This window comes from Klebsiella spallanzanii (assembly GCF_902158555.1).
Classification (GTDB): Bacteria; Pseudomonadota; Gammaproteobacteria; order Enterobacterales; family Enterobacteriaceae; genus Klebsiella; species Klebsiella spallanzanii.
In genome coordinates, this window is sequence record NZ_CABGGS010000002.1 from 228,774 (window position 1) to 252,770 (window position 23,997).

At 48.8% G+C, this 23,997-nt stretch carries 19 protein-coding genes and 1 tRNA gene; 16 read left to right on the forward strand and 4 right to left on the reverse strand.

All coding sequences use genetic code 11. From position 1 onward, the window contains the following. Positions 1–34 precede the first annotated feature (34 nt). The 7 genes from FN082_RS04615 to yjeJ all read left to right on the forward strand — a co-directional run bounded on the left by FN082_RS04615 (position 35) and on the right by yjeJ (position 9,431). Positions 35–727 carry a fimbrial biogenesis chaperone gene (locus tag FN082_RS04615; protein WP_142981200.1) on the forward strand — a complete coding sequence of 231 codons (693 nt, stop codon included), beginning with the start codon at positions 35–37 and terminating at the stop codon, positions 725–727. A 34-nt stretch (positions 728–761) separates the two neighbouring features. After that, entirely contained in the window at positions 762–3,305 is a 2,544-nt protein-coding gene (locus FN082_RS04620) for a fimbria/pilus outer membrane usher protein (protein WP_139540914.1), read from the forward strand. Positions 3,306–3,323: 18 nt separating this feature from the next. Next, on the forward strand, positions 3,324–4,346 hold the full coding sequence (locus FN082_RS04625) for a fimbrial protein (protein ID WP_139540913.1): 1,023 nt from the start codon (positions 3,324–3,326) through the stop codon (positions 4,344–4,346). A gap of 297 nt (positions 4,347–4,643) precedes the next feature. Then, positions 4,644–5,009, forward strand: a complete 366-nt coding sequence (locus tag FN082_RS04630; RefSeq protein WP_139540912.1) for a hypothetical protein — start codon at positions 4,644–4,646, stop codon at positions 5,007–5,009. A 135-nt stretch (positions 5,010–5,144) separates the two neighbouring features. After that, the gene (locus FN082_RS04635; RefSeq protein WP_142981201.1) at positions 5,145–6,431 is read left to right on the forward strand and encodes an HlyD family secretion protein; all 1,287 of its coding nucleotides are present in this window, start codon (positions 5,145–5,147) and stop codon (positions 6,429–6,431) included. Then, positions 6,424–8,550 carry a peptidase domain-containing ABC transporter gene (locus tag FN082_RS04640; protein ID WP_142981202.1) on the forward strand — a complete coding sequence of 709 codons (2,127 nt, stop codon included), beginning with the start codon at positions 6,424–6,426 and terminating at the stop codon, positions 8,548–8,550. Before FN082_RS04635 ends, FN082_RS04640 begins: the two co-directional genes overlap by 8 nt. Positions 8,551–8,573: 23 nt before the next feature. Continuing rightward, positions 8,574–9,431 (forward strand): YjeJ family protein, encoded by an 858-nt coding sequence (yjeJ, locus tag FN082_RS04645; protein WP_142981203.1) that lies wholly within the window; start codon positions 8,574–8,576, stop codon positions 9,429–9,431. A gap of 99 nt (positions 9,432–9,530) precedes the next feature. Here the strand turns inward: yjeJ and FN082_RS04650 are convergent, their stop codons facing one another. The 3 genes from FN082_RS04650 to FN082_RS04660 all read right to left on the reverse strand — a co-directional run bounded on the left by FN082_RS04650 (position 9,531) and on the right by FN082_RS04660 (position 12,003). Further along, positions 9,531–9,884, reverse strand: coding sequence for a DUF4156 domain-containing protein (locus FN082_RS04650; protein WP_098363153.1), 354 nt, complete (start codon positions 9,882–9,884; stop codon positions 9,531–9,533). Between the two features lie 134 nt (positions 9,885–10,018). Then, positions 10,019–11,665 (reverse strand): chaperonin GroEL, encoded by a 1,647-nt coding sequence (groL, locus tag FN082_RS04655; protein ID WP_139540908.1) that lies wholly within the window; start codon positions 11,663–11,665, stop codon positions 10,019–10,021. A 44-nt stretch (positions 11,666–11,709) separates the two neighbouring features. Further along, positions 11,710–12,003, reverse strand: a complete 294-nt coding sequence (locus FN082_RS04660) for a co-chaperone GroES (protein ID WP_003855929.1) — start codon at positions 12,001–12,003, stop codon at positions 11,710–11,712. A 233-nt stretch (positions 12,004–12,236) separates the two neighbouring features. Here FN082_RS04660 and yjeH point away from each other — a divergent pair, with 233 nt between their 5' ends. Next, entirely contained in the window at positions 12,237–13,487 is a 1,251-nt protein-coding gene (yjeH, locus tag FN082_RS04665; protein ID WP_142981204.1) for an L-methionine/branched-chain amino acid transporter, read from the forward strand. A 26-nt stretch (positions 13,488–13,513) separates the two neighbouring features. On the opposite strand, the gene FN082_RS04670 is transcribed toward yjeH, so the two are convergent. Continuing rightward, on the reverse strand, positions 13,514–13,990 hold the full coding sequence (locus tag FN082_RS04670; protein WP_139540906.1) for an FxsA family protein: 477 nt from the start codon (positions 13,988–13,990) through the stop codon (positions 13,514–13,516). 341 nt (positions 13,991–14,331) lie between these two features. On the opposite strand from FN082_RS04670, the gene aspA reads away from it, so the two are divergent. The 8 genes from aspA to FN082_RS04710 all read left to right on the forward strand — a co-directional run bounded on the left by aspA (position 14,332) and on the right by FN082_RS04710 (position 23,774). Then, the gene (gene aspA / locus FN082_RS04675; protein ID WP_139540905.1) at positions 14,332–15,768 is read left to right on the forward strand and encodes an aspartate ammonia-lyase; all 1,437 of its coding nucleotides are present in this window, start codon (positions 14,332–14,334) and stop codon (positions 15,766–15,768) included. Between the two features lie 118 nt (positions 15,769–15,886). Continuing rightward, on the forward strand, positions 15,887–17,188 hold the full coding sequence (locus FN082_RS04680; RefSeq protein ID WP_139540904.1) for an anaerobic C4-dicarboxylate transporter: 1,302 nt from the start codon (positions 15,887–15,889) through the stop codon (positions 17,186–17,188). Between the two features lie 94 nt (positions 17,189–17,282). After that, positions 17,283–17,606: a divalent cation tolerance protein CutA gene (cutA, locus tag FN082_RS04685; protein ID WP_112216238.1), complete on the forward strand. Its 324-nt coding sequence runs from the start codon at positions 17,283–17,285 to the stop codon at positions 17,604–17,606. Then, positions 17,582–19,351: a protein-disulfide reductase DsbD gene (locus FN082_RS04690; protein WP_142981205.1), complete on the forward strand. Its 1,770-nt coding sequence runs from the start codon at positions 17,582–17,584 to the stop codon at positions 19,349–19,351. The genes cutA and FN082_RS04690 overlap by 25 nt, the downstream gene beginning before the upstream one ends. A 35-nt stretch (positions 19,352–19,386) precedes the next feature. Further along, on the forward strand, positions 19,387–19,962 hold the full coding sequence (locus FN082_RS04695; RefSeq protein WP_139540902.1) for a transcriptional regulator: 576 nt from the start codon (positions 19,387–19,389) through the stop codon (positions 19,960–19,962). A 69-nt stretch (positions 19,963–20,031) separates the two neighbouring features. Further along, complete coding sequence (locus FN082_RS04700; RefSeq protein ID WP_142981206.1) at positions 20,032–22,119, forward strand: DUF1176 domain-containing protein; 2,088 nt, start codon at positions 20,032–20,034, stop codon at positions 22,117–22,119. 115 nt (positions 22,120–22,234) lie between these two features. After that, a tRNA-Phe gene (locus tag FN082_RS04705) sits at positions 22,235–22,310 on the forward strand. Positions 22,311–22,505: 195 nt separating this feature from the next. Next, entirely contained in the window at positions 22,506–23,774 is a 1,269-nt protein-coding gene (locus FN082_RS04710; protein ID WP_064155775.1) for a tyrosine-type recombinase/integrase, read from the forward strand. Positions 23,775–23,997: the final 223 nt, after the last annotated feature.

Sequence of the window (23,997 nt, forward strand, 5' to 3'; positions counted from 1 at the left end):
GGCAAGCCCCATTATTTTATTCAGGGACTGAATTATGTTGAAGTCATTATTAAAAATAGTGGCAGTTTTTTCGTTTTCAACAAGCTTCGCCGCCCACTGTGGCGTGGTCGTCGACTCTACCCGACATCTTTATAAAGAGGGGGCACGGGAAATCAGTGCTAACCTGGAAAATAAAGATAACATTCCTTATTTAATCAAATCCTGGGTTGAACCTCGTGAAGGTAGTCAGACATCTTCTTTTATGGTGACTCCTCCACTTTTTCGTCTGGAAGCAAAACAGAAAAATACCGTACGTATATTTCCTAATGCCAATATAGCCAGCGCACCAAAAGACAGAGAGACAGTTTACTATTTCAACGTCATGTCTATTCCACCAACCAGTGATGCGGATACCGACAAAAACAAGATCCAGCTGGCTGTTCGCCATAGAATGCGTCTTATCTATCGCCCATTATCTTTACAGGATCGCTCCATTAACCAAGAAGCCAAAAATCTGGAGTGGCGTAAAACCAACAATAAAATCACACTAAAAAACCCGACGCCATTCTTTATCTATTTTAAATCGATAAAGATTAATGGTAAGGAAATCAGTGGTTCCATTAATAATATTGATGCGTTTATGACCAAAGAGTTCCCATTACCTACAGGTGTTAATGGCTCAGAAATAGAGTGGAAAGTCGCAACAGACAATGGAGGCACGGGTTCTTCTTACTCGTCATCAATTTAATTTTTGTTATTTTCGATCGGCCAGGGTGAAAAGTATGTCTATTTTAATAAAAAAAAGGGATGGTGTTTTTTCTGGTGTGTCCCACACATTTTTCGTTCTTGTTCCTGCGTTAGCCCTCGGTTTTTGTAACAATGCCCTGGCGCGTGACTTTTTTGATCCTGATTTTATTAAATCAGTCGGTCAAAGCGATCCTTCCTCAATACCGGACTTATCGCTGTACGCAACGAAAGATGCGCAGGCTCCGGGAGAGTATCGCATTGATGTCGTTTTAAATAACAACTTGCAGGAAACAACAGATATTCGGTTTGTCGAAAAAAAAGATCCAACTACTGGCGATCTGAAACTAGTTCCTTGCCTGAGCATCGCTAAACTAACCAGCTATGGTTTGCGTTCAGAAGCGTTCCCTCACTTAAAAGAAGATGCTAGCGGATGTGCTGATACCAGTGGGATACCCAACTTCACGACAGATTTTAACTTCAATACTCAGCAGTTGCTGATATCCATACCACAGGCTGCGCTATCAACTATTGCTCAAGGGTTAGTCCCACCTGAAGAGTTTGATGATGGAATTAATGCACTGCTGACTAATTACCAGTTCAGCTCTGGGAAGGACTATGAGGCAAACAACGAATACTACAACCTCAACTTACAGTCCGGCCTGAATATTGGACCATGGCGCCTGCGCAATCTAAGTACCTGGAACAAATCGGCTGGTATTCAGAGCGATTGGGATTCTGTGTATCTTTATGCTCAACGGAGCATCATTCCGTTAAAAAGTACCCTGGTAATGGGGGAAAGCAGTTCACTATCAAGTATTTTTGATAGCGTTCCGTTTACCGGCATTCAGCTTGCTACCGATACTGACATGATTCCAGAAAGCCTGCGTGGCTTCGCACCTATCGTTCGTGGTATTGCCAGAACTAACGCCCGCGTTGTTATTAAACAGAACGGCTACCAGATCTATCAAGCCTTTGTTGCTCCCGGTGCCTTTGAAATTACCGACCTCTACTCAACCGGCGGTAACGGTGACCTCTATGTCACTGTCGAAGAAGCCGACGGTTCCCGGCAAAACTTCGTTGTACCTTATGCCTCCCTGCCATTAATGCTCAGAGAAGGCCAAATGGAGTACGAAATTACCAGCGGTAAATATCGCCCATACAACGACGATGTTGATGAGAAACCATTTACTCAGGCAACCATAAGCTACGGGGTCTTGAATAATACGACTATTTACACTGGTATGCAGGCAGCGTCTAGCTATCAGGCACTGGCTTTTGGCGTCGGGCAGAACCTGGGGGATATCGGTGCGGTTTCAGCAGACGTCACCGAAGCTTGGTCGAAAAAGAAAGATCTGGATAAAACGTCGGGTCAATCCTGGCGTATTCGCTATGGTAAAAACATTCTTGAGACCGGTACCAATATCACTGTTGCTGGTTATCGTTACTCTACCTCAGGGTTCAATACGCTTACCGATGTAATGAATACCTACAGTAACCGCTACGGCAGCTATACTTCCCGCTCTCTGCGGAACAGAACCAATATTACCGTAAGCCAAAGTCTGGGCTCAGGGCTTGGGAGCCTTTCCGTATCCGGTATTTTTGAAGACTACTGGGATAGTAATCGCCGTAACAATTCATTAAATATTGGCTATAACGGCGGTTTCCGTCGCTTCAACTATTATGCTGGTTATAGCTACAGCCGCTATTCCTGGGGTAGTGATGGAATGGGTCGCAAAGTAGAAGACGACCACGTCATTTCATTTAACATCACAGTACCATTAGGCGATTGGATACCTAATACCTATGCGACCTATAACGTCACCAACAGTAGCCCCGGTTCTACCGATCAATATGTTTCTCTTAGCGGCGTAGCGCTGGAAAACCATAATCTGGACTGGAACGTACAGCAAGGCTATAGCAATCGAGAAGATGCCAGCGGCGGCATATATAGCAACTACCGCGGTTCGATGGGTTCAGTTAACGGTGGCTACAGTTATAACAAGCATAGCCAGCTAATTAACTATGGTATGAGCGGCGGAATACTGCTTCACGCTGACGGCATTACGCTGGGGCAAGAAATGTCTGAAACCGCAGTACTGGTTAAAGCTCCGGGTCTGGATCACGTTCGGCTGGAGAATGACGCCAGTATTGAAACAGATTATCGCGGTTACGCCATTATTCCTTACGTGACGCCATATCACCGTACCAACGTGACCTTAGATAACACAACCCTGAGCGATAATATGGAGCTGCCAAACACCACTCAGAAAGTTGTACCGACTCGTGCCGCTATAGTAAGGGCAAACTTTGAGGGAAATATTGGCCGCCGCGCGTTCCTGATCCTGAAGAGAGAGTCCGGCGATAATGTTCCTTATGGCGCAACGGTAACCTTAACCGCTGATAAAAAAGCACAAGCTAGTATCGTGTCTGATGGAGGCATGGTTTATATGTCCGGCCTGAAAGATAGCGGTGAAGTCTACGCCCAGTGGGGATCAAAAACCGGCCAGCAGTGTAAAGCAACTTATAGCTTAGCTGCGACAACCGAAGGCATTGCGCAGGCCACTGCGGTTTGCCGTTGATAGGGATATTCAAACATAATGAAGAAATCAATATTTTTTATTTGCTTATTTTTCACAAGCTTACCAGTTAAGGCTACCTGTAACTATAGTGGTTCAGAAGCCACTGTTAATATGTCACTCTCTTCAAAAATTTTATCTGATAACACATTACCAGCAGGTTCGGTGTTATCAGTAAGAACAGTTGGTGGCAACGTTAGCAACATGAAAAGTTTTTCCAATTGCGGAACAGCCGATATTTATGCTGTTGTTGCCTCACCAGGTGCTATTGAAGCACCGGGTGTAAAAGGAATTCAGGGCGGAACTGTTTATGAAACAGGAATTCCAGGTATAGGTTATCAGATATCCGACGCTATATCGGGCACAAATAGCCGTCCGATTCCGGCAACAATGGGGGCAGTTTCTGCCTGGAATTTAACAGCAAATCCCGTATCACAAGTCACAATGTGGTTGATTAAAACAACTGAAAATATTGACACGAGTAAAACAAGTTCGTTCAAGATCTCAATTTCATATCTGGCAGGTTCTGTACCACAAGTTCAGGCTAACTCCGCAACGGCCCGTTTGTTGAAAATTAATGCTACGCTTGGGCCATTCACCTATAAGGATACATCATGCAACGTTACTCCGCGCACTGGGAGTACTATTACTCTCTCCAGCATTGAAGCAACACAGCTTAAAGCCGTTGCACAAGGAGGGAATACTGGTAAACAAAAAGATATTAACCTCGATATTTCCTGCCCAGATTCTTCAGTAGGAACTAAATATATATACTGGTTCAACCCAATAACTGAAAACTCACCATCAATAGATGGAGTCTTATTTAACAGTATCCCAACTGCATCAGGTGGAGCTAAAGATGTTGGGTTTGTGATTAAAAAAGGCACATCAGCGATTAAATTCTACGATTATACGAGTTATTCAATACCCAGCGTGGGTAAAACACAATCTCTCACGCTTAGTGCTGATTATTATAAATTATCCAATAACATCACTCCCGGCGGAGTTCGCGCGATGTTTGAAATTATCTTACAAGAAAATTGATGTGCATAGAGTAAAGAATCAGGCCATCGAGAATTCATCACTCGATGGCTTTTTATATTCAAACCATCAATTTACAATAAAGACATAGTACATACCCAAGTAATTAAAATGAAAACAATGCTGAATGTCAGCGTTAGTACATGAACAGTTAAAATTCAACATGAATTGTCTAAAAAAGTGTTGAATAAAGATATTTATACATTATTATGTCCACCGAAATCTTCGAGCAACTTAGATGCTTATAAGACTTCATTAATATAACTTATTTAATGGATAATTTTTAATTAAGGAATAAAAATGAAAGAATTAACAGTTCTTGAAATGAATGATGTGTCAGGTGCAGGCATCAGCCAGATTCTTGATGGCTCCCAAAGTATTCTAACTGGTCTGGTTGATGCGGCTGTAGGAGCGGCAATTGGCGCAATCGGCTATGCTTCTGGCGGTGGCCTGCAAGGCGGTTTGACTGGTCAAGGTAAAGGTGGTGGTATTTTAGGTTTTGGTGTAATTACTGTAGGTATTGGTTCTATTTGGGGAGCGATCCAAGGGGCTGTTTTCGGTGGCATTATGGGTGCTTACAATGGTGCTGATTATGTCAACGGTCAAATTACCCGTTTGATTGATGGCATCCTGGATGGCACTGCAGGTGGATTTAAGCCTAACTAATTAAACCATAAAAATTATTTTATTTAATGCATGCAAGTCTAATAACTTGCATGCATCATTTCATGAATCAAGCTAAAAATTCATGACAACTTTATAATTATTTTCGATAACCAATTCCATATGAAGTGAATACAAATGAGTAGAAATCTATATCGCAAGGAAGCGATTGAGTATAAAAAGAACCACTGGAAAGGAAAAGCTTTATTACTTGCAGGGATGCCTGCATGGCTAATTCTTACAATTTCTTCAGCATTCCTTCTACTTTTAATTTTGACTCTACGATTTTGCAGCTATACACAGCGTATTGATGTTAAAGGCGAAGTTATAACGCTGCCGCATTCAATTAATGTTTTTGCTCCCCAGCAAGGATTTGTGGTCAAAAAATTCGCAGTGACAGGGGATCTCGTTCGTAAAGGAACACCACTGTACGAGCTGGATATATCTCGCTCAACTATACATGGCAATGTAAATATCTCTATGACTGCCGCTATAACTGAAAAAATAGCCAATGCAGAAGAGATCATTGCTAAATTACAAAAAAATAAAGAAGAGACAATGGATGCATTGAATATTCAGCTACATCAATATTCAACCTCATTAAAAGAAACCAATAAAATGCTGACTAATGCGGATATTGGCTTAAAAAAGATGAAAGAGAACCTTTCAAGTTATGATCAGTACCTTAAACAAGGTTTAATTACTAAGGATCAATATAACTACCAGCATTCACTCTATTTTCAACAGCAAGGTACTTACCAATCATTGATTAGCCAGAAAATGCAGTTAGAATCGCAACTAACGCAGCTAAAAAGTGATATTGTAACCAAAGCAGCTGACTTTGATAATCAAGTTTCAAACCAAAAAAACCAAATTAATGACTATAAAAACCAGCGTCTCGAATCCAATGCAAATGGTAACCTCATTATCAAAGCAACCTCTGATGGTAAAATTGAATCAGTGGCAGTAACTGCTGGACAGATGGTCGATAAAGGTAGCAGCCTCGCACAAATAAAACCTACTGGTCACATTGAGTACTTTTTGATTTTATGGTTACCTAATAATGCTATACCTTACGTAAGTTCTGGGGATACTGTAAATATTCGTTATGATGCCTTTCCATCAGATAAATTTGGTCAATTCCCAGGAAAAATATTATCAATATCTTCAGTGCCAGCCTCTCGTCAAGAGATGTCTGAATATACTAACGTGACCACAGGCTCTAATCAGCAAGAGCTCGCTCTATATAAAAAAATAGTTAAAATAAACAATAATAAATTTATATACAATGGAAATAATCTGGAGTTATCTAATGGTTTGAAAGCGCAGGCTATCGTTTTTCTTGAAGAGCGACCACTTTATATGTGGATGTTTACACCATTATACAAGATCACTCAGAGCGTAAGCGGGCCAATCAATGACTGAGACATTATTTAAAACAATCGTGAGCAAACTTAATTTTTCACTGAGAAGAAAAACACCCATCATTTTACAATCTGAGGCTGCTGAGTGTGGAATTGCTTGCCTAGTGATGATTTCTTCTTTCTATGGACTCAATATTGATTTATTTAATTTTCGCCAACGATACGGCAGCCCAGCCCAAGGCGTAACACTGCTATCTCTTAATAAAACAGCAGAGCGAGCGGGATTAAGAAGTCGCGCATTATCATTAGATATTGATGAAATTAATCAGCTTAAGCTCCCGTGTATTATTCATTGGGGTATGAACCATTATGTCGTATTAACTAAGGTTCGCAAAACTAGCTTTGTCGTGCATGACCCTACTCTCGGAAAACGAATTATTGGCATGCAGGAAATGTCAAATTATTTTACCGGTGTAGCCCTTGAACTATGGCCAGATCAGAATTTTAAACAGGAGAAAGCAAAATCACGTTTACGCTTACTTGATTTAATGCGTAATATTATAGGATTGAAAAATACCCTTATAAAAATTTTCGCTTTCTCAGTAGTCATAGAAGCTATTGGGCTTTTACTGCCAGTCGGCACACAAATGGTGACAGACCATGTTATCATGGCTCACGATCAAAGTCTGCTTGCTGTTATATGTATTGGATTAGTTTCATTTACTCTATTCCGTACATTTATCAGTATGCTACGAGCGTGGATATCTTTAACACTGAATACACTAACAAATATACAATGGAAAACTACACTTTTCGATCACCTGACAAGTTTGCCTTTATCATTTTTTGAAAAACGTCACTTAGGGGATATCCAATCCCGTTTTTCATCACTGGATGTTATTCGTTCAACGTTCACAAATAGTATTGTTACCGGAATTATCGATACTATTATGACCATCGGTCTCCTGATTATGCTGACTCTGTATGGTGGATGGCTTGTCTGGGTCGTTGTCGGGTTCACATTATGCTATGCGATTATGCGCCTGGCTACATATCGGTTCTATCGCCGGGTTTCTGAAGAACAGGTTATTAAAGGAGCACGTTCCAGCTCGCATTTTATGGAATCACTATACGGCATAGCAACCATTAAAGCGCTTAACCTGAAGGAAAGACGCTCACAGAATTGGTTGAATCTAAATATCGATGCCTGCAACGCCGGAATTAAACAAACACGTTTTGATATGATGTTCAGTGGTATTAACACGTTAATATCATCTATCGATCAGGTTGTCATTTTATGGTTAGGTGCTCTGGCGGTCATTGATAATAGTATGACTCTTGGGATGTTTATGGCATTTAGTGCCTACCGTGGGCAATTTTCTCAGCGAGCATCAAGTTTGATCGATCTCTTTATGCAACTACGTATGCTATCTCTGCATAATGAAAGACTTTCCGAGATTGTTTTTACTGAACCTGAGAGTGAGATGCCTTCTCGTCGCGTGTTCGAGCAGGATAAGGGAGTAAAACTTGAAGTTAAGAGTTTAAGTTATCAGTATGATGCCTTCACTCAGCCTGTGTTTTCCAATCTGAATATTGTTGTTGAACCAGGGGAATCGGTGGCTCTTATCGGTCCATCGGGCGTCGGAAAGACCACCTTACTAAAAGTCATGTGCGGATTGCTTTCACCAACCAGCGGCGATGTTTTTGCTGATAAGTTGGATATCAACAAAATAGGATTGAACAACTATCGTCTAAGTACAGCATGCGTTCTGCAAGAAGACCGCCTATTTTCCGGATCGATTGCTGAAAATATTTGTGGGTTTGAGGATAATGCAGATGAAGCATTTATAATAGAATGCGCACGCAATAGTAATATCCATGACGAAATCATGAAGATGCCGATGGGTTATGAAACTCTTATTGGCGAACTTGGTACTGGTATTTCAGGTGGACAAAAACAACGGCTATTGATTGCCCGCGCACTATACCGTAGACCAGGCATTTTATTTATGGATGAAGCAACTAGTCATCTTGACCTGAATAATGAAGCAAGTATTAATCAGGCTATTTCCAATTTAAGCATTACACGAATTATCGTCGCACATAGACCATCGACAATTGCGTCAGCCGATCGTGTAATTGACCTGTCTGATTATAGTTCAATATCTCAACCTTACTAAACCAAATTCAAAGAGTAAATAATATGATTATTAAGGGAATAAATACAGCCCCCATTAAACAAGGTGATCATCTTTTTCTCATGATATTCAAAGTAAAAGATGCTAACGATAGCTCTCGTATATTTTATATGCAGATAGCTACTCTTGTTGATTTTCTAATACTTTTACGAAGCATAATGATAAAGGTCTCAGAGCGCATTATTGCTAATGGAGATATTTATAAAATAAAAGCTCAGGCTGATATTGAGTCATTGACAATTAATATCCCAGAAATTGTTTCTGCTGAAGTCATGCAGCCCAACCCTGAAAATCTCGTTACATCTCTGACGCCTAAGTTCAAAGATGAGAAATTCACACTAATTGTCATGTTACAAAATGAGAAAGTCATTACTCTGGAAATAAATGATACGCAGGTTGAATTTATTATTATGGCAATCCAAAAAGCCATTGAAGCTATAGATGATAAAGAAACTATGCAAGTAATTGGCTCTTTGCTTGATTTTTTATTGTGCTATTCAGTAGACTTGTCAAATCTCGAATATTTGAATTACAAAGAGATAAAGCATGAATTCTGGAAACTACATCTATTTTCGGATTATCTTACAGTACTTTATTGTTTCGAAACGGAAAGGGGTAAAGAGATTCTGGCGGGGACAGTCATCAAAACCAATGCGCAACCAGAAACTCAAGAGGTAGAAAGTATTGTTCAGAGAGTTGCGCATCTGACTCCTATGTTAAAAGCACTCCAGGAAAAATATCCGCTATGCCAGACCTTTTGCCAGCGTATTTCAGCACTGCCAACGCAGGTATTAACTAAAAAAGAATGTCTCGATCCGCTTTATACCTTCTGCCTTAAGACTCAAGGATCACTCAAGCCTTAACGTATTTGGGCATCTACAAGGATGTAGAAAACGGCTCTACCTTTCCAGCCGTTGCCCGGGTTCCCCTCTCCACAAGGAGAGGGACAACCCGCGACGAAATCAATTCGGGCACTTATAAACCTGGCCGTTCATTTGGCTATCTGTCGGGACAAAGCTCGACAGCAGGTTCTGCGTCGGGCTGCTGACACCGTAAATCACGTTGCCACCCATTTCTGCCGCCTGGTTACGCAGGGCGTTTGCTGCACCGCGCATAGAGCCGCCTTCGTCGCCATTCTGCCCGGATAACCAGTTACTTTGCGTACCCGTCGCAGTCCCTAACAGCTGACATTCTGAACCCGGTTTATCTTCTACAAAGCGAACGTTCTGGCCACCAGAGGTCAATTCGTTGCTGGAGCTGCAACCTGCTAACAATAATGCTGCGCCGACAATCCCTGCTAAATATTTTACCTGCATGTTATTCCCCACGATCAATGAGCTGGACGCACTGGCCCGGATGTACAACCTTATACTAAAAAGACGACAAAAAGAAAAACCCCCGAGCATTTCTGCCCGAGGGTTTCCGTGTTTCTAAGGGGTATAGCGCACGATTACATCATGCCGCCCATACCGCCCATGCCACCCATGCCGCCAGCAGCGCCTAAATCAGGAGCGTCGCCTTTCGGCAGGTCGGTGACCATGCACTCGGTGGTGATCATCAGACCAGCAACGGATGCTGCGTACTGCAGAGCAGAACGAGTCACTTTAGTTGGGTCAAGGATACCGAAGTCGATCATGTTGCCGTATTCTTCGGTCGCTGCGTTGTAACCGTAGTTACCTTCGCCAGCTTTCACATTGTTCGCAACAACAGACGGCTCTTCACCCGCGTTGGAAACGATCTGACGCAGCGGTGCTTCCATTGCGCGCAGCGCAACTTTGATACCGACGTTCTGATCTTCGTTCTGAGCAGTCAGGCCAGCCAGTTTAGCGGCTACGCGAACCAGCGCCACGCCACCACCAGCAACCACGCCTTCTTCTACCGCTGCACGGGTCGCGTGCAGGGCGTCATCAACGCGTGCTTTTTTCTCTTTCATTTCAACTTCGGTAGCCGCACCGACTTTGATTACCGCAACACCGCCTGCCAGTTTAGCAACGCGCTCCTGCAGTTTTTCACGGTCGTAGTCAGAAGTTGCTTCTTCAATCTGCTTACGGATCTGAGCAACGCGGCCCTGGATCGCAGCTTCTTCACCCACGCCATCGATGATGGTGGTGGTGTCTTTGTTGATCACAACGCGTTTAGCCTGACCCAGGTCTTCCAGAGTCGCTTTTTCCAGCTCCATACCGATCTCTTCAGAGATAACGGTACCGCCGGTCAGGGTTGCGATGTCCTGCAGCATCGCTTTACGACGGTCGCCGAAGCCCGGTGCTTTAACCGCAGCCACTTTAACGATGCCGCGCATGGTGTTAACCACCAGAGTTGCCAGCGCTTCGCCTTCAACGTCTTCAGCGATGATAACCAGCGGTTTACCCGCTTTCGCTACGGCTTCCAGAACCGGCAGCATTTCGCGGATGTTGGAGATTTTCTTGTCAGCCAGCAGGATGAACGGGCTTTCCAGCTCAACAGCACCGGTTTCCGGCTTGTTGATGAAGTACGGGGACAGGTAGCCGCGGTCAAACTGCATACCTTCAACCACGTCCAGTTCGTCTTCCAGACCGGTACCGTCTTCAACGGTGATCACGCCTTCTTTACCGACTTTATCCATCGCTTCTGCGATCAGTTTACCTACGGTTTCGTCGGAGTTAGCGGAGATGGTACCAACCTGAGCAATAGCTTTAGAGTCGGAGCACGGTACGGACAGCGTTTTCAGTTCTTCAACAGCAGCAACGACAGCTTTGTCGATACCACGTTTCAGATCCATCGGGTTCATGCCCGCAGCAACGGCTTTCAGGCCTTCAGCAATGATAGCCTGCGCCAGTACGGTTGCGGTGGTGGTACCGTCGCCTGCAGCGTCGTTCGCTTTAGAGGCAACTTCTTTCACCATCTGCGCGCCCATGTTTTCGAACTTGTCTTCCAGCTCGATTTCACGTGCTACGGAAACGCCGTCTTTAGTGATGGTCGGCGCACCGAAGGATTTGTCCAGAACCACGTTACGGCCTTTCGGGCCGAGGGTAACTTTAACTGCGTCTGCCAGTACGTTTACGCCGCGCAGCATTTTCACACGAGCGTCGTTACCGAATTTTACGTCTTTAGCTGCCATTTTAATCTTTCCCTTAAATTCGTATGTTCAGTGTCGTTCGCGGATTACGCTTCAACAATTGCCAGGATGTCGCTTTCGGACATGATCAACACTTCTTCATTGTCGATCTTCTCGGATTTCACGCCGTAGCCATCGTTAAAAATCACGATGTCACCAACTTTAACGTCCAGAGGCTGCACGGTTCCGTTTTCCAGGATGCGGCCCTTACCGACAGCGATGATTTCGCCACGAGTTGATTTTGCCGCCGCAGAACCGGTCAGAACGATGCCGCCAGCAGATTTGGTTTCAACTTCTTTACGTTTGACGATCACACGATCATGTAACGGACGAATACTCATTTGATAGCTCTCCTTTGAGAAAGTCATTATCAGTTATGGATGACGCCGGTCCGCACACTGTTTTCCGGCTAGTGCCCTGAGAGATGGGGATGGGATTTTCCCGCTTCAAGGGGAAAACTAAAAAAAAATTTGTCCTCGTGCTCCGACGCACACAAATTTGCCGCCCTCACCTGACGTCATAAGCAAAAGCGATTGTGATACCATCCATGTTTTGCCGGGCGCAAGGTTGAATCATGAGTGGTTTAAAACAGGAGTTGGGGCTTGCACAGGGAGTGGGATTACTCTCCACATCATTACTGGGAACCGGCGTCTTTGCCGTCCCGGCACTGGCCGCGCTGGTTGCCGGCAATAACAGCCTGTGGGCCTGGCCCGCGCTGATTTTACTGGTTTTCCCGATCGCCATCGTCTTCGCCACGCTAGGCCGCCACTATCCCAGCGCAGGCGGCGTCGCACATTTTGTAGATATGGCTTTTGGCCCGCATCTGGCGCGCGTCACCGGCTGGCTTTTTTTATCAGTGATCCCGGTCGGATTACCCGCAGCCCTGCATATCGCTACCGGCTTCGGCCAGGCGCTTTTTGGCTGGCACGATAGCCAGCTGCTGCTGGCCGAACTGGGGACGCTGGCGATTATCTGGTGGGTCGGCTCACGCGGAGCCAGTTCTAGCGCCAACCTGCAAACCCTGGTTGCTGTGATGATTGTTGCCCTGATCGTCGCCATCTGGTGGCGCGGCGAGATAAACCCAACGCAAATCCCCTTCCCTGCCCCTGAAAATATCGACAGCTCGCAGCTTTTTTCTGCACTTTCGGTGATGTTCTGGTGTTTTGTCGGCCTTGAAGCTTTCGCTCACCTGGCGTCTGAATTTAAGCGGCCAGAACGTGACTTCCCCCGCGCGCTGATGATCGGCTTGTTATTGGCGGGTTCCGTCTACTGGGCCTGCACCGTGGTAGTATTACATTTTCACGCCTTTGGCGAAGAGATGGCCGCCGCCGCATCGCTACCCAATATCGTCGTACGCCTGTTCGGCGTCCAGGCACTGTGGATTGCCTGCGTTATCGGCTATCTCGCCTGTTTCGCCAGCCTCAATATCTATATTCAGAGCTTTGCCCGGCTGGTATGGTCGCAGGCGCAGCACAAACCAGAAAGCTATCTGGCCCGACTGTCGCCACGGCAAATTCCGCGTAATGCATTGAATGCAGTGCTGGGCTGTTGCGTCATCAGCGCGTTGTGCATTTATGTGCTCAATATCAATCTTGATGCCCTGATCGTCTACGCCAATGGCATCTTTATCATGATCTATCTGCTGTGCATGCTGGCGGGCTGCCGTTTGCTACAGGGTCGTTATCGCGTGTTAGCGGTCGTTGGCAGCGTGCTGTGCCTGCTGCTGCTGGCAATGGTTGGCTGGAAAAGCCTGTACGCATTTATCATGCTGGCGGTGCTGTGGCTGTTTTTACCAAAGCGCAGATTAGCAGAGAGGATACTGTAGGCCGGGGCTCCCCGGCCTGAGGAATCTTAGTCGCGGCGATCGTCTTTATGATCGAGACGGTCGCGCTCGTCGTCTTTACGCTGATACTCACCTTCAAAGGTATCGCCGCCGCCCGTTCCGGCGCTAAATCCACCGCCCGGCATCCGGCTAAAACGCAGATGCGGCATCAGTTTCAACGTCAGGTGTTTCTGCACCGGCGGCAACAGCAGCAGCAGACCCAGGAAGTCGGTAAAGAACCCCGGCAGCAGCAGCAGCAAACCGGCAATAATCAGCGATACGCTTTTGATCATCTCGGCCGCTGGGCTTTCCCCTGCTTCCATTTTCTGCTGCATCAGCATGAGGTTTTTAAAGCCCTGGTTTTTCACCAGCGATATCCCCACCACCGAGCTGAAGATAACCAGAATCAGCGTCAGCAGGACGCCAAGCACATGGGCGACCTGGATAAAGATCGATATCTCAATGTAAACATATAAAAAAACGGCAATTAACGGAATCCAACGCACCGGCGTCTCCTTCATTAACGGACGCCGATGTCGGCGACCGTAGTCATAATCGTTGTGCTATTCGCATTCAAAATATGTTGGGCCAAAACGTCATTTTTCAATCGTAAAAAAAGCTTATTTTTTTCAAGAATAGAAAAGCGGTGATTCATTTCACAGATTAATAATTCTTATAGGATTCACTACATAATAAGTGATCAGGATGACTGATATTCGCTATCATCAGCATATGATCGTGGGCACCGGGCCGGTTAAGGAAATAATATTCGGCCGGAAAATACGCTAAATCCCATAAATCCTGCGTATTTGGTGAATTCATAGGCAGCTTGAAAGAGAAGGTTCACATGTTAAACAACATTCGTATCGAAGAAGACCTGTTGGGTACCAGGGAAGTTCCAGCTGACGCATATTACGGCGTCCACACTCTGAGAGCGATTGAAAACTTCTACATAAGCAACAACAAAATCAGTGACATACCTGAGTTTGTCCGGGGTATGGTGATGGTGAAGAAGGCCGCTGCGCAGGCTAACAAAGAGCTGCAAACTATCCCCAAAAGCGTGGCCAATGCCATTATCGCCGCATGCGATGAGGTTCTGAATAACGGCAAATGCATGGACCAGTTCCCGGTTGATGTGTTCCAGGGCGGCGCTGGCACTTCCGTTAACATGAACACCAACGAAGTGCTGGCGAACATCGGCCTTGAGCTGATGGGCCATCAGAAAGGCGAATACCAGTACCTCAACCCTAACGACCACGTTAACAAATGCCAGTCCACCAACGATGCCTACCCGACCGGTTTTCGCATCGCGGTCTACGCCTCTATCCTCAAGCTGGTCGATGCGATTAACCAGCTTGGCGAAGGCTTCCAGCAGAAGGCCGTTGAGTTCCAGGACATTCTTAAAATGGGCCGTACCCAACTACAGGACGCGGTACCGATGACCCTCGGTCAGGAGTTCCACGCGTTTAACGTTCTGCTGAACGAAGAGACCAAATGCATACTGCGCACCGCTGAACTGCTGCTGGAAGTGAACCTCGGCGCGACCGCTATCGGTACCCGACTGAACACCCCGGATGGTTACCAACAGCTGGCGGTACAAAAGCTGGCGGAAGTCAGCAACCTGCCAGTCGTACCCGCCGAAGACCTGATCGAAGCTACCTCTGACTGCGGTGCTTACGTGATGGTCCACAGTTCTCTGAAACGCCTGGCGGTAAAACTGTCCAAAATCTGTAACGACCTGCGCCTTCTCTCTTCCGGCCCGCGCGCTGGCCTGAACGAAATCAATCTGCCCGAACTGCAGGCCGGTTCTTCTATCATGCCAGCCAAGGTGAACCCGGTAGTCCCGGAGGTCGTCAACCAGGTGTGCTTCAAAGTTATCGGCAACGACACCACCGTCACCATGGCTTCCGAAGCCGGTCAGCTACAGCTGAACGTGATGGAACCGGTGATTGGTCAGGCGATGTTTGAATCTATCCATATTCTGACCAACGCCTGCTACAACCTGCTGGAAAAATGCGTCAGCGGCATTACCGCCAACAAAGCGGTATGTGAAAGCTACGTCTATAACTCGATTGGCATCGTCACCTATCTCAACCCGTATATTGGCCACCACAATGGCGATATCGTCGGCAAGATTTGCGCCGAAACGGGCAAAAGCGTCAGGGACGTAGTGCTTGAACGCGGGCTGCTGACCGAAGCAGAGCTGGATGACATCTTCTCAGCGCAAAACCTGATGCATCCGGCCTATAAAGCGAAGCGATACACCGATGAAAGCGAACAGTAAATTTTCAGAGTAAACTAACCATAGGCATGTCAGCGATGACATGCCTTTTTTGTTCTTATTTATCTACTAAATTACAACAATCCAATATCAACTTGTTAATAAAACAAGGAAGGCATATATGTTTGGTGCAGAACTCGTTATTGTCCTGCTGGCTATTTATCTGGGAGCCAGACTCGGGGGTATCGGCATCGGTTTTGCTGGTGGCCTGGGCGTCCTCGTCCTGACCCTCGTTTTTCAAATTAAACCCGGCGCGATCCCCTTCGACGTCATCGAAATCATCATGGCGGTTATCGCCGCTATTGCCGCCATGCAGGTCGCCGGGGGGATGGACTATCTGGTCAGCCTCGCCGAGCGTATGCTGCGGCGTCATCCCAAATACATCACCTTTCTCGCCCCGCTGGTCACCTGGTTTATGACCGTACTTGCCGGAACCGGGCATACCGCATTCTCTACCCTACCGGTGATTACCGAGGTGGCAAAAGAACAAGGCATCCGCCCCTCACGCCCGCTCTCTATCGCCGTGGTCGCCTCGCAGATAGCCATTACCGCCTCGCCAATTTCGGCTGCGGTGGTCTTCTTTGCCGGGATCCTTGAGCCTCTGGGCGTCAGCTACCTGACTCTGCTGGCGATCTGTATTCCGGTCACCCTGATCGCCGTCATGCTCACCGCCATTGTTTGTAACTTCCTCGGCTGCGAACTGAAGGACGACCCTATCTATCAGGAACGGCTGGCGAAAGGTGAAGTAAAACTGCGCGGCAGCCAGGTTTTTGAACTTAAGCCACACGCCAGACGCTCCGTACTGTTGTTCCTGGTCGGTATCGTGGCGGTGATGTTCTACGCCACCGCCATTAGCGATACCGTCGGTCTGATCAAAGAGCCGGTTCTTCCACGCAACGAAGCGATCGTAGTGTTTATGCTGACTATCGCCACGCTGATTAGCATCACTTGTAAAATCGACACCGGTGAAGTCCTCAACGCCAGCACCTTTAAGTCCGGCATGAGCGCCTGCGTCTGCGTTCTCGGCGTGGCCTGGCTGGGCGATACCTTCGTCAAAGCCCATATCAGCGACATCCAGACCGTAGCTGGCGACCTGCTGCATAACTACCCGTGGCTGCTGGCTGTGGTGTTGTTCTTCGCCGCGACCCTGCTCTATTCCCAGGCCGCGACGACCAAGGCGTTGATGCCTGCCGCGCTCATGCTGGGCGTGACGCCGCTCACCGCCATCGCCTCGTTTGCCGCCGTCTCCGCGCTGTTCGTCCTGCCGACCTACCCAACCCTGCTGGCGGCGGTCGAAATGGATGACACGGGTTCAACCCGCATTGGCAAATACGTCTTCAACCATGCCTTCCTCATCCCCGGCGTGATCGCCATTACGCTATGCGTGATCCTCGGGTTCATTTTTGGCGGCATCATGCTGTAAATCTCTTCAAATTCGGGCCAGATCCTGGCCCGTTTCGTTAATCCTCCCCACCTTGCATGCTATAGTGCCTCTTTTCGCTGATACGAGGTTCACGATGACTACGCCTGATGCTGTTGTTGTACTCTGTACCGCGCCGGATGAAGCAACCGCCCAGGATCTGGCGGCCAAAGTGCTGGCGGAAAAACTCGCTGCCTGCGCCACTCTGCTGCCGGGAGCGACATCGCTCTACTACTGGGAAGGAAAACTGGAGCAGGAGTATGAAGTACAAATGCTGCTGAAAACCGACCTTGCCCATCAGCAGGCGCTGCTGGACTGCCTGAAGTCCCATCACCCGTATCAAACCCCTGAACTTCTGGTTCTGCCCGTTATTCACGGAGACAACGATTACCTCTCATGGCTCAACGCATCATTACGCTGATCCTGCTGCTCTGCAGCACATCGGCTTTTGCCGGATTATTCGACGCCCCAGGCCGTTCGAACTTCGTTCCTGCTGACCAGGCTTTTGCCTTTGATTTTCAGCAGAGTCAACACGATATAAATCTGACCTGGCAAATCAAGGATGGTTACTATCTTTACCGCAAACAGATAAAACTGACGTCTGACGACGCCACCTTTACCGAACCTGCACTGCCATCAGGCGAATGGCACGAGGACGAGTTCTACGGCAAAAGCGAAATTTATCGCCAGCGCCTGACTGTACCGGTCACCCTGACTCAGGCAGCCGCAGGCGCGACCCTAACCGTGACTTATCAGGGATGCGCGGATGCCGGTTTCTGCTATCCGCCGGAAACCAAAATCGTGCCGCTCGGCAAAGCGCTCGCGCGCTCCGGCAGCGGCGCTACGGCCGAACAACCAAAGCTCAACCCGCCCCTACCACTGGAAACGCGCCCCCCCCTGCCGGTAGAGTCGCCATCTGATCTTCCTCCTCCGACCCCGGATAACAAAGGCTCCGACCTGCCCTTTACCGCGCTATGGGCGCTATTAATTGGGATTGGTATCGCGTTTACCCCCTGCGTGCTGCCGATGTACCCGCTGATTTCCGGCATCGTGCTGGGCGGTAAGCAGCGGCTTTCCACCGCCCGCGCCCTGTTGCTGGCATTTATTTACGTTCAGGGTATGGCGTTAACCTATACCGCGCTGGGGCTGGTCGTTGCCGCTGCGGGTTTACAGTTCCAGGCGGCGCTACAACATCCTTATGTGCTAATCGGCCTGTCGGTAGTGTTTATTCTGCTGGCGCTGTCGATGTTTGGTCTGTTTACGCTGCAATTGCCTTCGTCGCTGCAAACGCGTCTGACGCTGATGAGCAACAGGCGTCAGGGCGGTTCGCCGGGTGGCGTATTTGCGATGGGGGCGATTGCCGGACTCATCTGCTCTCCCTGCACCACCGCGCCGCTGAGCGCCATCCTGCTGTATATCGCCCAGAGCGGTAATTTGTGGCTTGGCGGCGGAACGCTGTATCTCTACGCGCTCGGTATGGGGCTACCGCTGATCCTGGTGACCGTATTCGGCAACCGCCTGCTGCCCAAAAGCGGCCCGTGGATGGCTCACGTCAAGACCGCCTTTGGTTTTGTGATCCTCGCCCTGCCGGTATTTTTACTGGAGCGTATCGTGGGCGAGCTATGGGGTCTGCGGCTGTGGTCGCTGCTCGGCGTCGCCTTCTTTAGCTGGGCGTTTATTACCTCGCTGGGCGCCACGCGTCCGTGGCTGCGCATTGTGCAGATAATCATGCTCGGGGCCGCGTTGGTCAGCGCTCGTCCGTTACAGGACTGGGCTTTCGGTGCACCGGTTGCTCAACAGCAGGCGCATCTGGAATTTACCCGCATCAGCAGCGTCGATGAACTGAACCAGGCGCTGACCCAGGCCAAAGGCAAACCGGTGATGCTCGATCTGTACGCCGACTGGTGCGTGGCCTGCAAAGAGTTCGAGAAATACACGTTTAGTTCGCCTGACGTACAGCAGGCCCTAAAAGAGACCGTTCTGCTACAGGTAGACGTGACGAAAAACAGCGCTGAGGACGCGGCTCTACTGAAGCACCTGCAGGTGCTCGGCCTACCCACGATTCTGTTCTTCAACGAACAGGGCGAAGAGCAGCCCGCGCAGCGCGTTACCGGGTTTATGGATGCTGCGGCATTCAGCGCCCATTTGCGCGATCGACAACCGTGAGCGACACTTTAGGAGGAAAAATGGAGGAGAAGACCGTGCAACGTGAAGATGTCCTGGGTGAAGCCATCCAAATCCTCGAAATCGAGGGTATCGCTAACACCACGCTGGAAATGGTCGCCGAGCGCGTGGCTTACCCGCTCGATGACCTCAAACGTTTCTGGCCCGACCGCGAAGCCCTGCTGTATGACGCGCTACGCTATCTCAGCCATCAGGTCGACGTCTGGCGTCGTCAGCTATTGCTGGACGACTCGCTAAGCGCGGAGCAGAAGCTGCTGGCGCGTTACGCTGCGCTGACCACCTGCGTAAGCAACCAGCGTTATCCTGGATGCCTGTTTATTGCCGCCTGCACGTTCTATCCGGATGCTCAGCATCCGATTCACCAGCTTGCTGAGCAGCAAAAGCAGGCTTCACTGGCCTATACCCATGAGCTGCTGAGCCAGCTGGAAGTTGACGATCCGGCGATGGTCGCGAAGCAGATGGAGCTGATCATCGAGGGCTGTCTGAGCCGTCTGCTGATCAAACGCAGCCAGACCGACGTCGATACCGCTCGCCGCCTGGCGGAAGACATTTTGCGTTTTGCTCAGTGCCGAATGGGCGGAGCCTTAACCTGATTCCGATATCTTAACCGATACATCGCGCATATAATTTCCCCTTCATCGATAATGCTTACAGGGTTTTATATGCGCTCTCTTCTGTGGGTTGCCATCATGGGGCTGTGTTCAACACCGCTTCTGGCAGCCTCTCCGCACGGTTTTTCTTTCGCGCACAAAGACTGGGAGCTGGCCTGCGACAACACAGGCACCTGCCGCGCCGCTGGTTATGGCGCGACGGCGGGTGAAGTCAGCGTCCTGTTGACCCGCAACGCAGGAGCGGCGCAGCACATTATCGCCCTCGCTACCTTCGCACAAACCGAACGCGATATTCCACCCGACGCGGCGGTCAATCTTTTTATCGACGGCCAGGATAACGGCAGTCTCGACGCCACCGATGAGAGCCATTTTCGCTTTGATGATACCCAGACCGCCGCGCTAATTCAGGCCCTGGAGCACAGCGGCAAAATTGAGCTAGCGCTCAACAACGAGCGTAATCTTCTCTCCAGTGCGGGCAGCAGCGCCGTATTTCTGAAAATGGATGAGTTCCAGCAGCGCCTGGGCACCGCCGATGCGCTGCTGCGTAAAGGCGATGCGGGTGATGACAACATTCTGTCACCTGCGCCCGCTCCGGAAATTATCGCTGCACCGGTTGTCCACAATGCAGCAACCACGACGCTGACGGCAAAGCAGCGGCAAAAACTTCTCCCACAGCTGGTCCCTTTGCTCAACAGCCATTGCGATGACTGGCAGAACGCTGATATTCCAGCATCGGAGCGCCAGCTCACCGCCACCCCGCTGGATAAGAGCCACACGCTGATCCAGACACTATGTTGGCGCGCGGCCTATAACGACGGCTACGCCATGTGGGTTGTCGACAAAGCACTCCAGGCCCAGCCTCAGCTAGTGACGACTGACGCTTCAAGCTATGCCGATGGGGTTATCACTTTCTTCAATAAAGGCCGCGGTATCGCCGACTGCATCAGCGGTGAAGAACGCGTTTGGGATGGCAAAACATTTGTCCAGAGCCTGAAATACACTACTGGCGACTGCCGTGAAATCGCCCCCGGCGGCGCGTGGATGCTACCTACCTTCGTCAGCCAGGTTATCCCCAAACAGCAGAAAGATGCCGATAACAGCGCGCTGAAGGCGTTATACAACGCCGTATTAAAAGAGCAGCAGGCCAACCCGGAGTTGGATCTAAATAAAATCGCCGAACAGTTTCCCCTCAGCGGCCATGCCAGCCATTTTACGCTGGCCTACGCGGATGACTCTCTGGTCTCGACGACAAAACCTTCCGCCGATATCAGCGATGATGAGTGGCAGGCGTTCCTTCAGTCTGATATCAGCGCCGATTCTGAAAACGGCAAAGTCAGCTTTACGCTGGTGGACCTCGACGGCGACGGCAGACGCGATTTAATCATCGACAGCTACGTCGGCGGCACCGGGCTTTTCAGCTATACCGGAGTATTAAAACGCAACGACGATACTTTTGATACGGTGAATAGTGATGATAGCGGCAACGGCGATGACTTTGATGAAGGCGTCCCTGGCGCGCTCTATTCCCTTAACGGTCGCGGCGCTAACCAGTGGAGCCACTGGGTGCGAATTAACGGCCAGGTATATGCCCTCTGGTACAACGGCCAGTTTGGCGAAGATAATCTCTATCTATTACGCCCGTTCAGCCCCTCCAGCAGCACGCCAGCGGTGACGGTTCGCTATCGCTACACTCTCAGCGACATCAGCTCGCCGGAAAAAGACCAGCCTCTGACTCCTGCACTCAGCGACAGAGAAAAATCGGATCTCCTGAAGTCGCTGGAAGTCATGCAGAGCAGCCTGCTGAAGGATAAGCCACAGAGCGACAGCGACTCGCCGATTTGCCCTATTCCCCCAGGTACATCAGCCGACGATGCGGATAACTATTACAGCGGCGTGGCCTCTAATTATATTTATGAAACCGTGGCGTATATTCCGGTCTGGCTAAACGACAAATGTTTTATCGGCACCATCTTCAGCCACCACGGCGCATACCGTCACGGCGTTGATGCGGAAATCACCATCAGCTCACCGCGCGATGACGAAGACATCGTTGGCGACTACAACATATCCGGGCTGCGCCGCGCCATATCGGTAACCAGCGGCTGGAAAACCCGCGAAGGCGATAACGGCATGATGTGATTTTAAGCAAAAAAGCGCCCTCAGGCGCAGAATTGCCGTAAAGTTAAGCAACCGGTAGATAAATCGAGAAATTTGATTGACGGAGCGTACGGATTACGGTTTAATGCGCCCCGTTGCCCGGATAGCTCAGTCGGTAGAGCAGGGGATTGAAAATCCCCGTGTCCTTGGTTCGATTCCGAGTCCGGGCACCAAATTCATATCAACGGACCTCCACGGAGGTCCGTTTTTGCATTCTAAGCCCGCAAAAATCAACATTTCTACAATCGCTTAACTCCACCCAACTCAATCAACTTCAACCCGCATCAAGTACCTTGCGAGGGTACAACTGAGGGTATAGTCTGATTCGATAAAATTCTGTACCCTCATCCAACATCAGGAACATAGCTATGGCACTGACTGACGCTAAAATCCGCGCAGCCAAACCGGATGAAAAACCTTATAAGCTGGCCGACAGCGGCAACATGTTTTTGCTCGTTCACCCTAATGGCTCCCGCTACTGGCGACTGCGCTATCGTCATCTCGGTAAAGAGAAAACACTGGCGCTTGGTCAGTATCCCGAAGTATCACTGTCTGAAGCGCGTGATAAACGCGATGAGGCCAGAAAACTCATATCTGACGGTATTGACCCGTGTGAACAACGGAGAGCGAAGAAAGGTGCACCGGAGGCCGTAAACACTTTTGAGCTCGTTGCCCGTCAATGGCATAAGAGCAATAAAAAATGGTCTGAAGCTCACCGCGAGAAGGTGCTCAAAAGTCTTGAGTGTCACGTATTCCCCTATATAGGTTTACGCGATATCACAACGCTGAGAACACCAGATTTGCTGGTACCCGTCAAAGCGGCCGAAACCAAAGAGATATATGAGATTGCAGCCCGCCTTCAGCAACGTATCACTGCAATCATGCGCTATGCTGCCCAGTCAGGTATTATCAGCTATAACCCTGCCGTGGATATGGCGGGCGCTTTAACAACGGTGAAACGTCAGCATCGCCCTGCCCTCGCCTTAAGTCGCATTTCAGAGCTTCTTGGGCGACTGCATGCCTACAGAGGCCAGCCCCTCACCCGACTGGCAACAAGACTCACCCTGCTTATCTTCATCCGCTCCAGTGAACTACGTTTTGCCAGATGGTCTGAGATCGACTTCAAGAAAGCCATGTGGACCATTCCTCCAGAGCGGAAACCTATTGATGGTGTTAAGTACTCCCATCGAGGCTCCAAAATGCGTACAGAGCATCTGGTGCCGCTCTCTACTCAAGCGCTGGATATTCTGCAACAGATCCACACCATCAGTGGAGAATATGAACTGATTTTCACCGGTGACCATAATCCCTGGAAACCCATGAGCGAAAATACCGTGAATAACTCATTGCGGTTGATGGGCTACGATACAAAAGTCGATGTCTGTGGTCACGGCTTCAGAGCAATGGCCTGCAGTTCATTGATTGAATCTGGTCTATGGTCAAGGGATGCTGTTGAGCGCCAGATGAGCCATCAGGAACGTAATGGTGTACGTGCTGCTTATATCCATAAAGCGGAATTTCTGGATGAGCGCAGACTGATGCTGCAATGGTGGGCTGACTTTCTTGATGCTAACCAAGAGGAAACAATTAGTCCGTTTGATTATACAAAACTCAATAACCCGATGCTGGCAAGATAAATCGTGTAGCACACAAATTACATACAGAAGGCACCTGGACTTTAACGTCCGGGTGCCTTCTTCTTTTTAACAACCTGAAATCAGGAGATTTTATCAATGACTACAACATGTCCTATATGTGGTGCTGAGCGCGTCAGCGAACGTAACATTGGGAGGAAGGCTGGAAGCATAGCCGGAGGTGTGGCAGGAGCTCTTAGCGGAGCAAGCTCGGGGGCTGCAATTG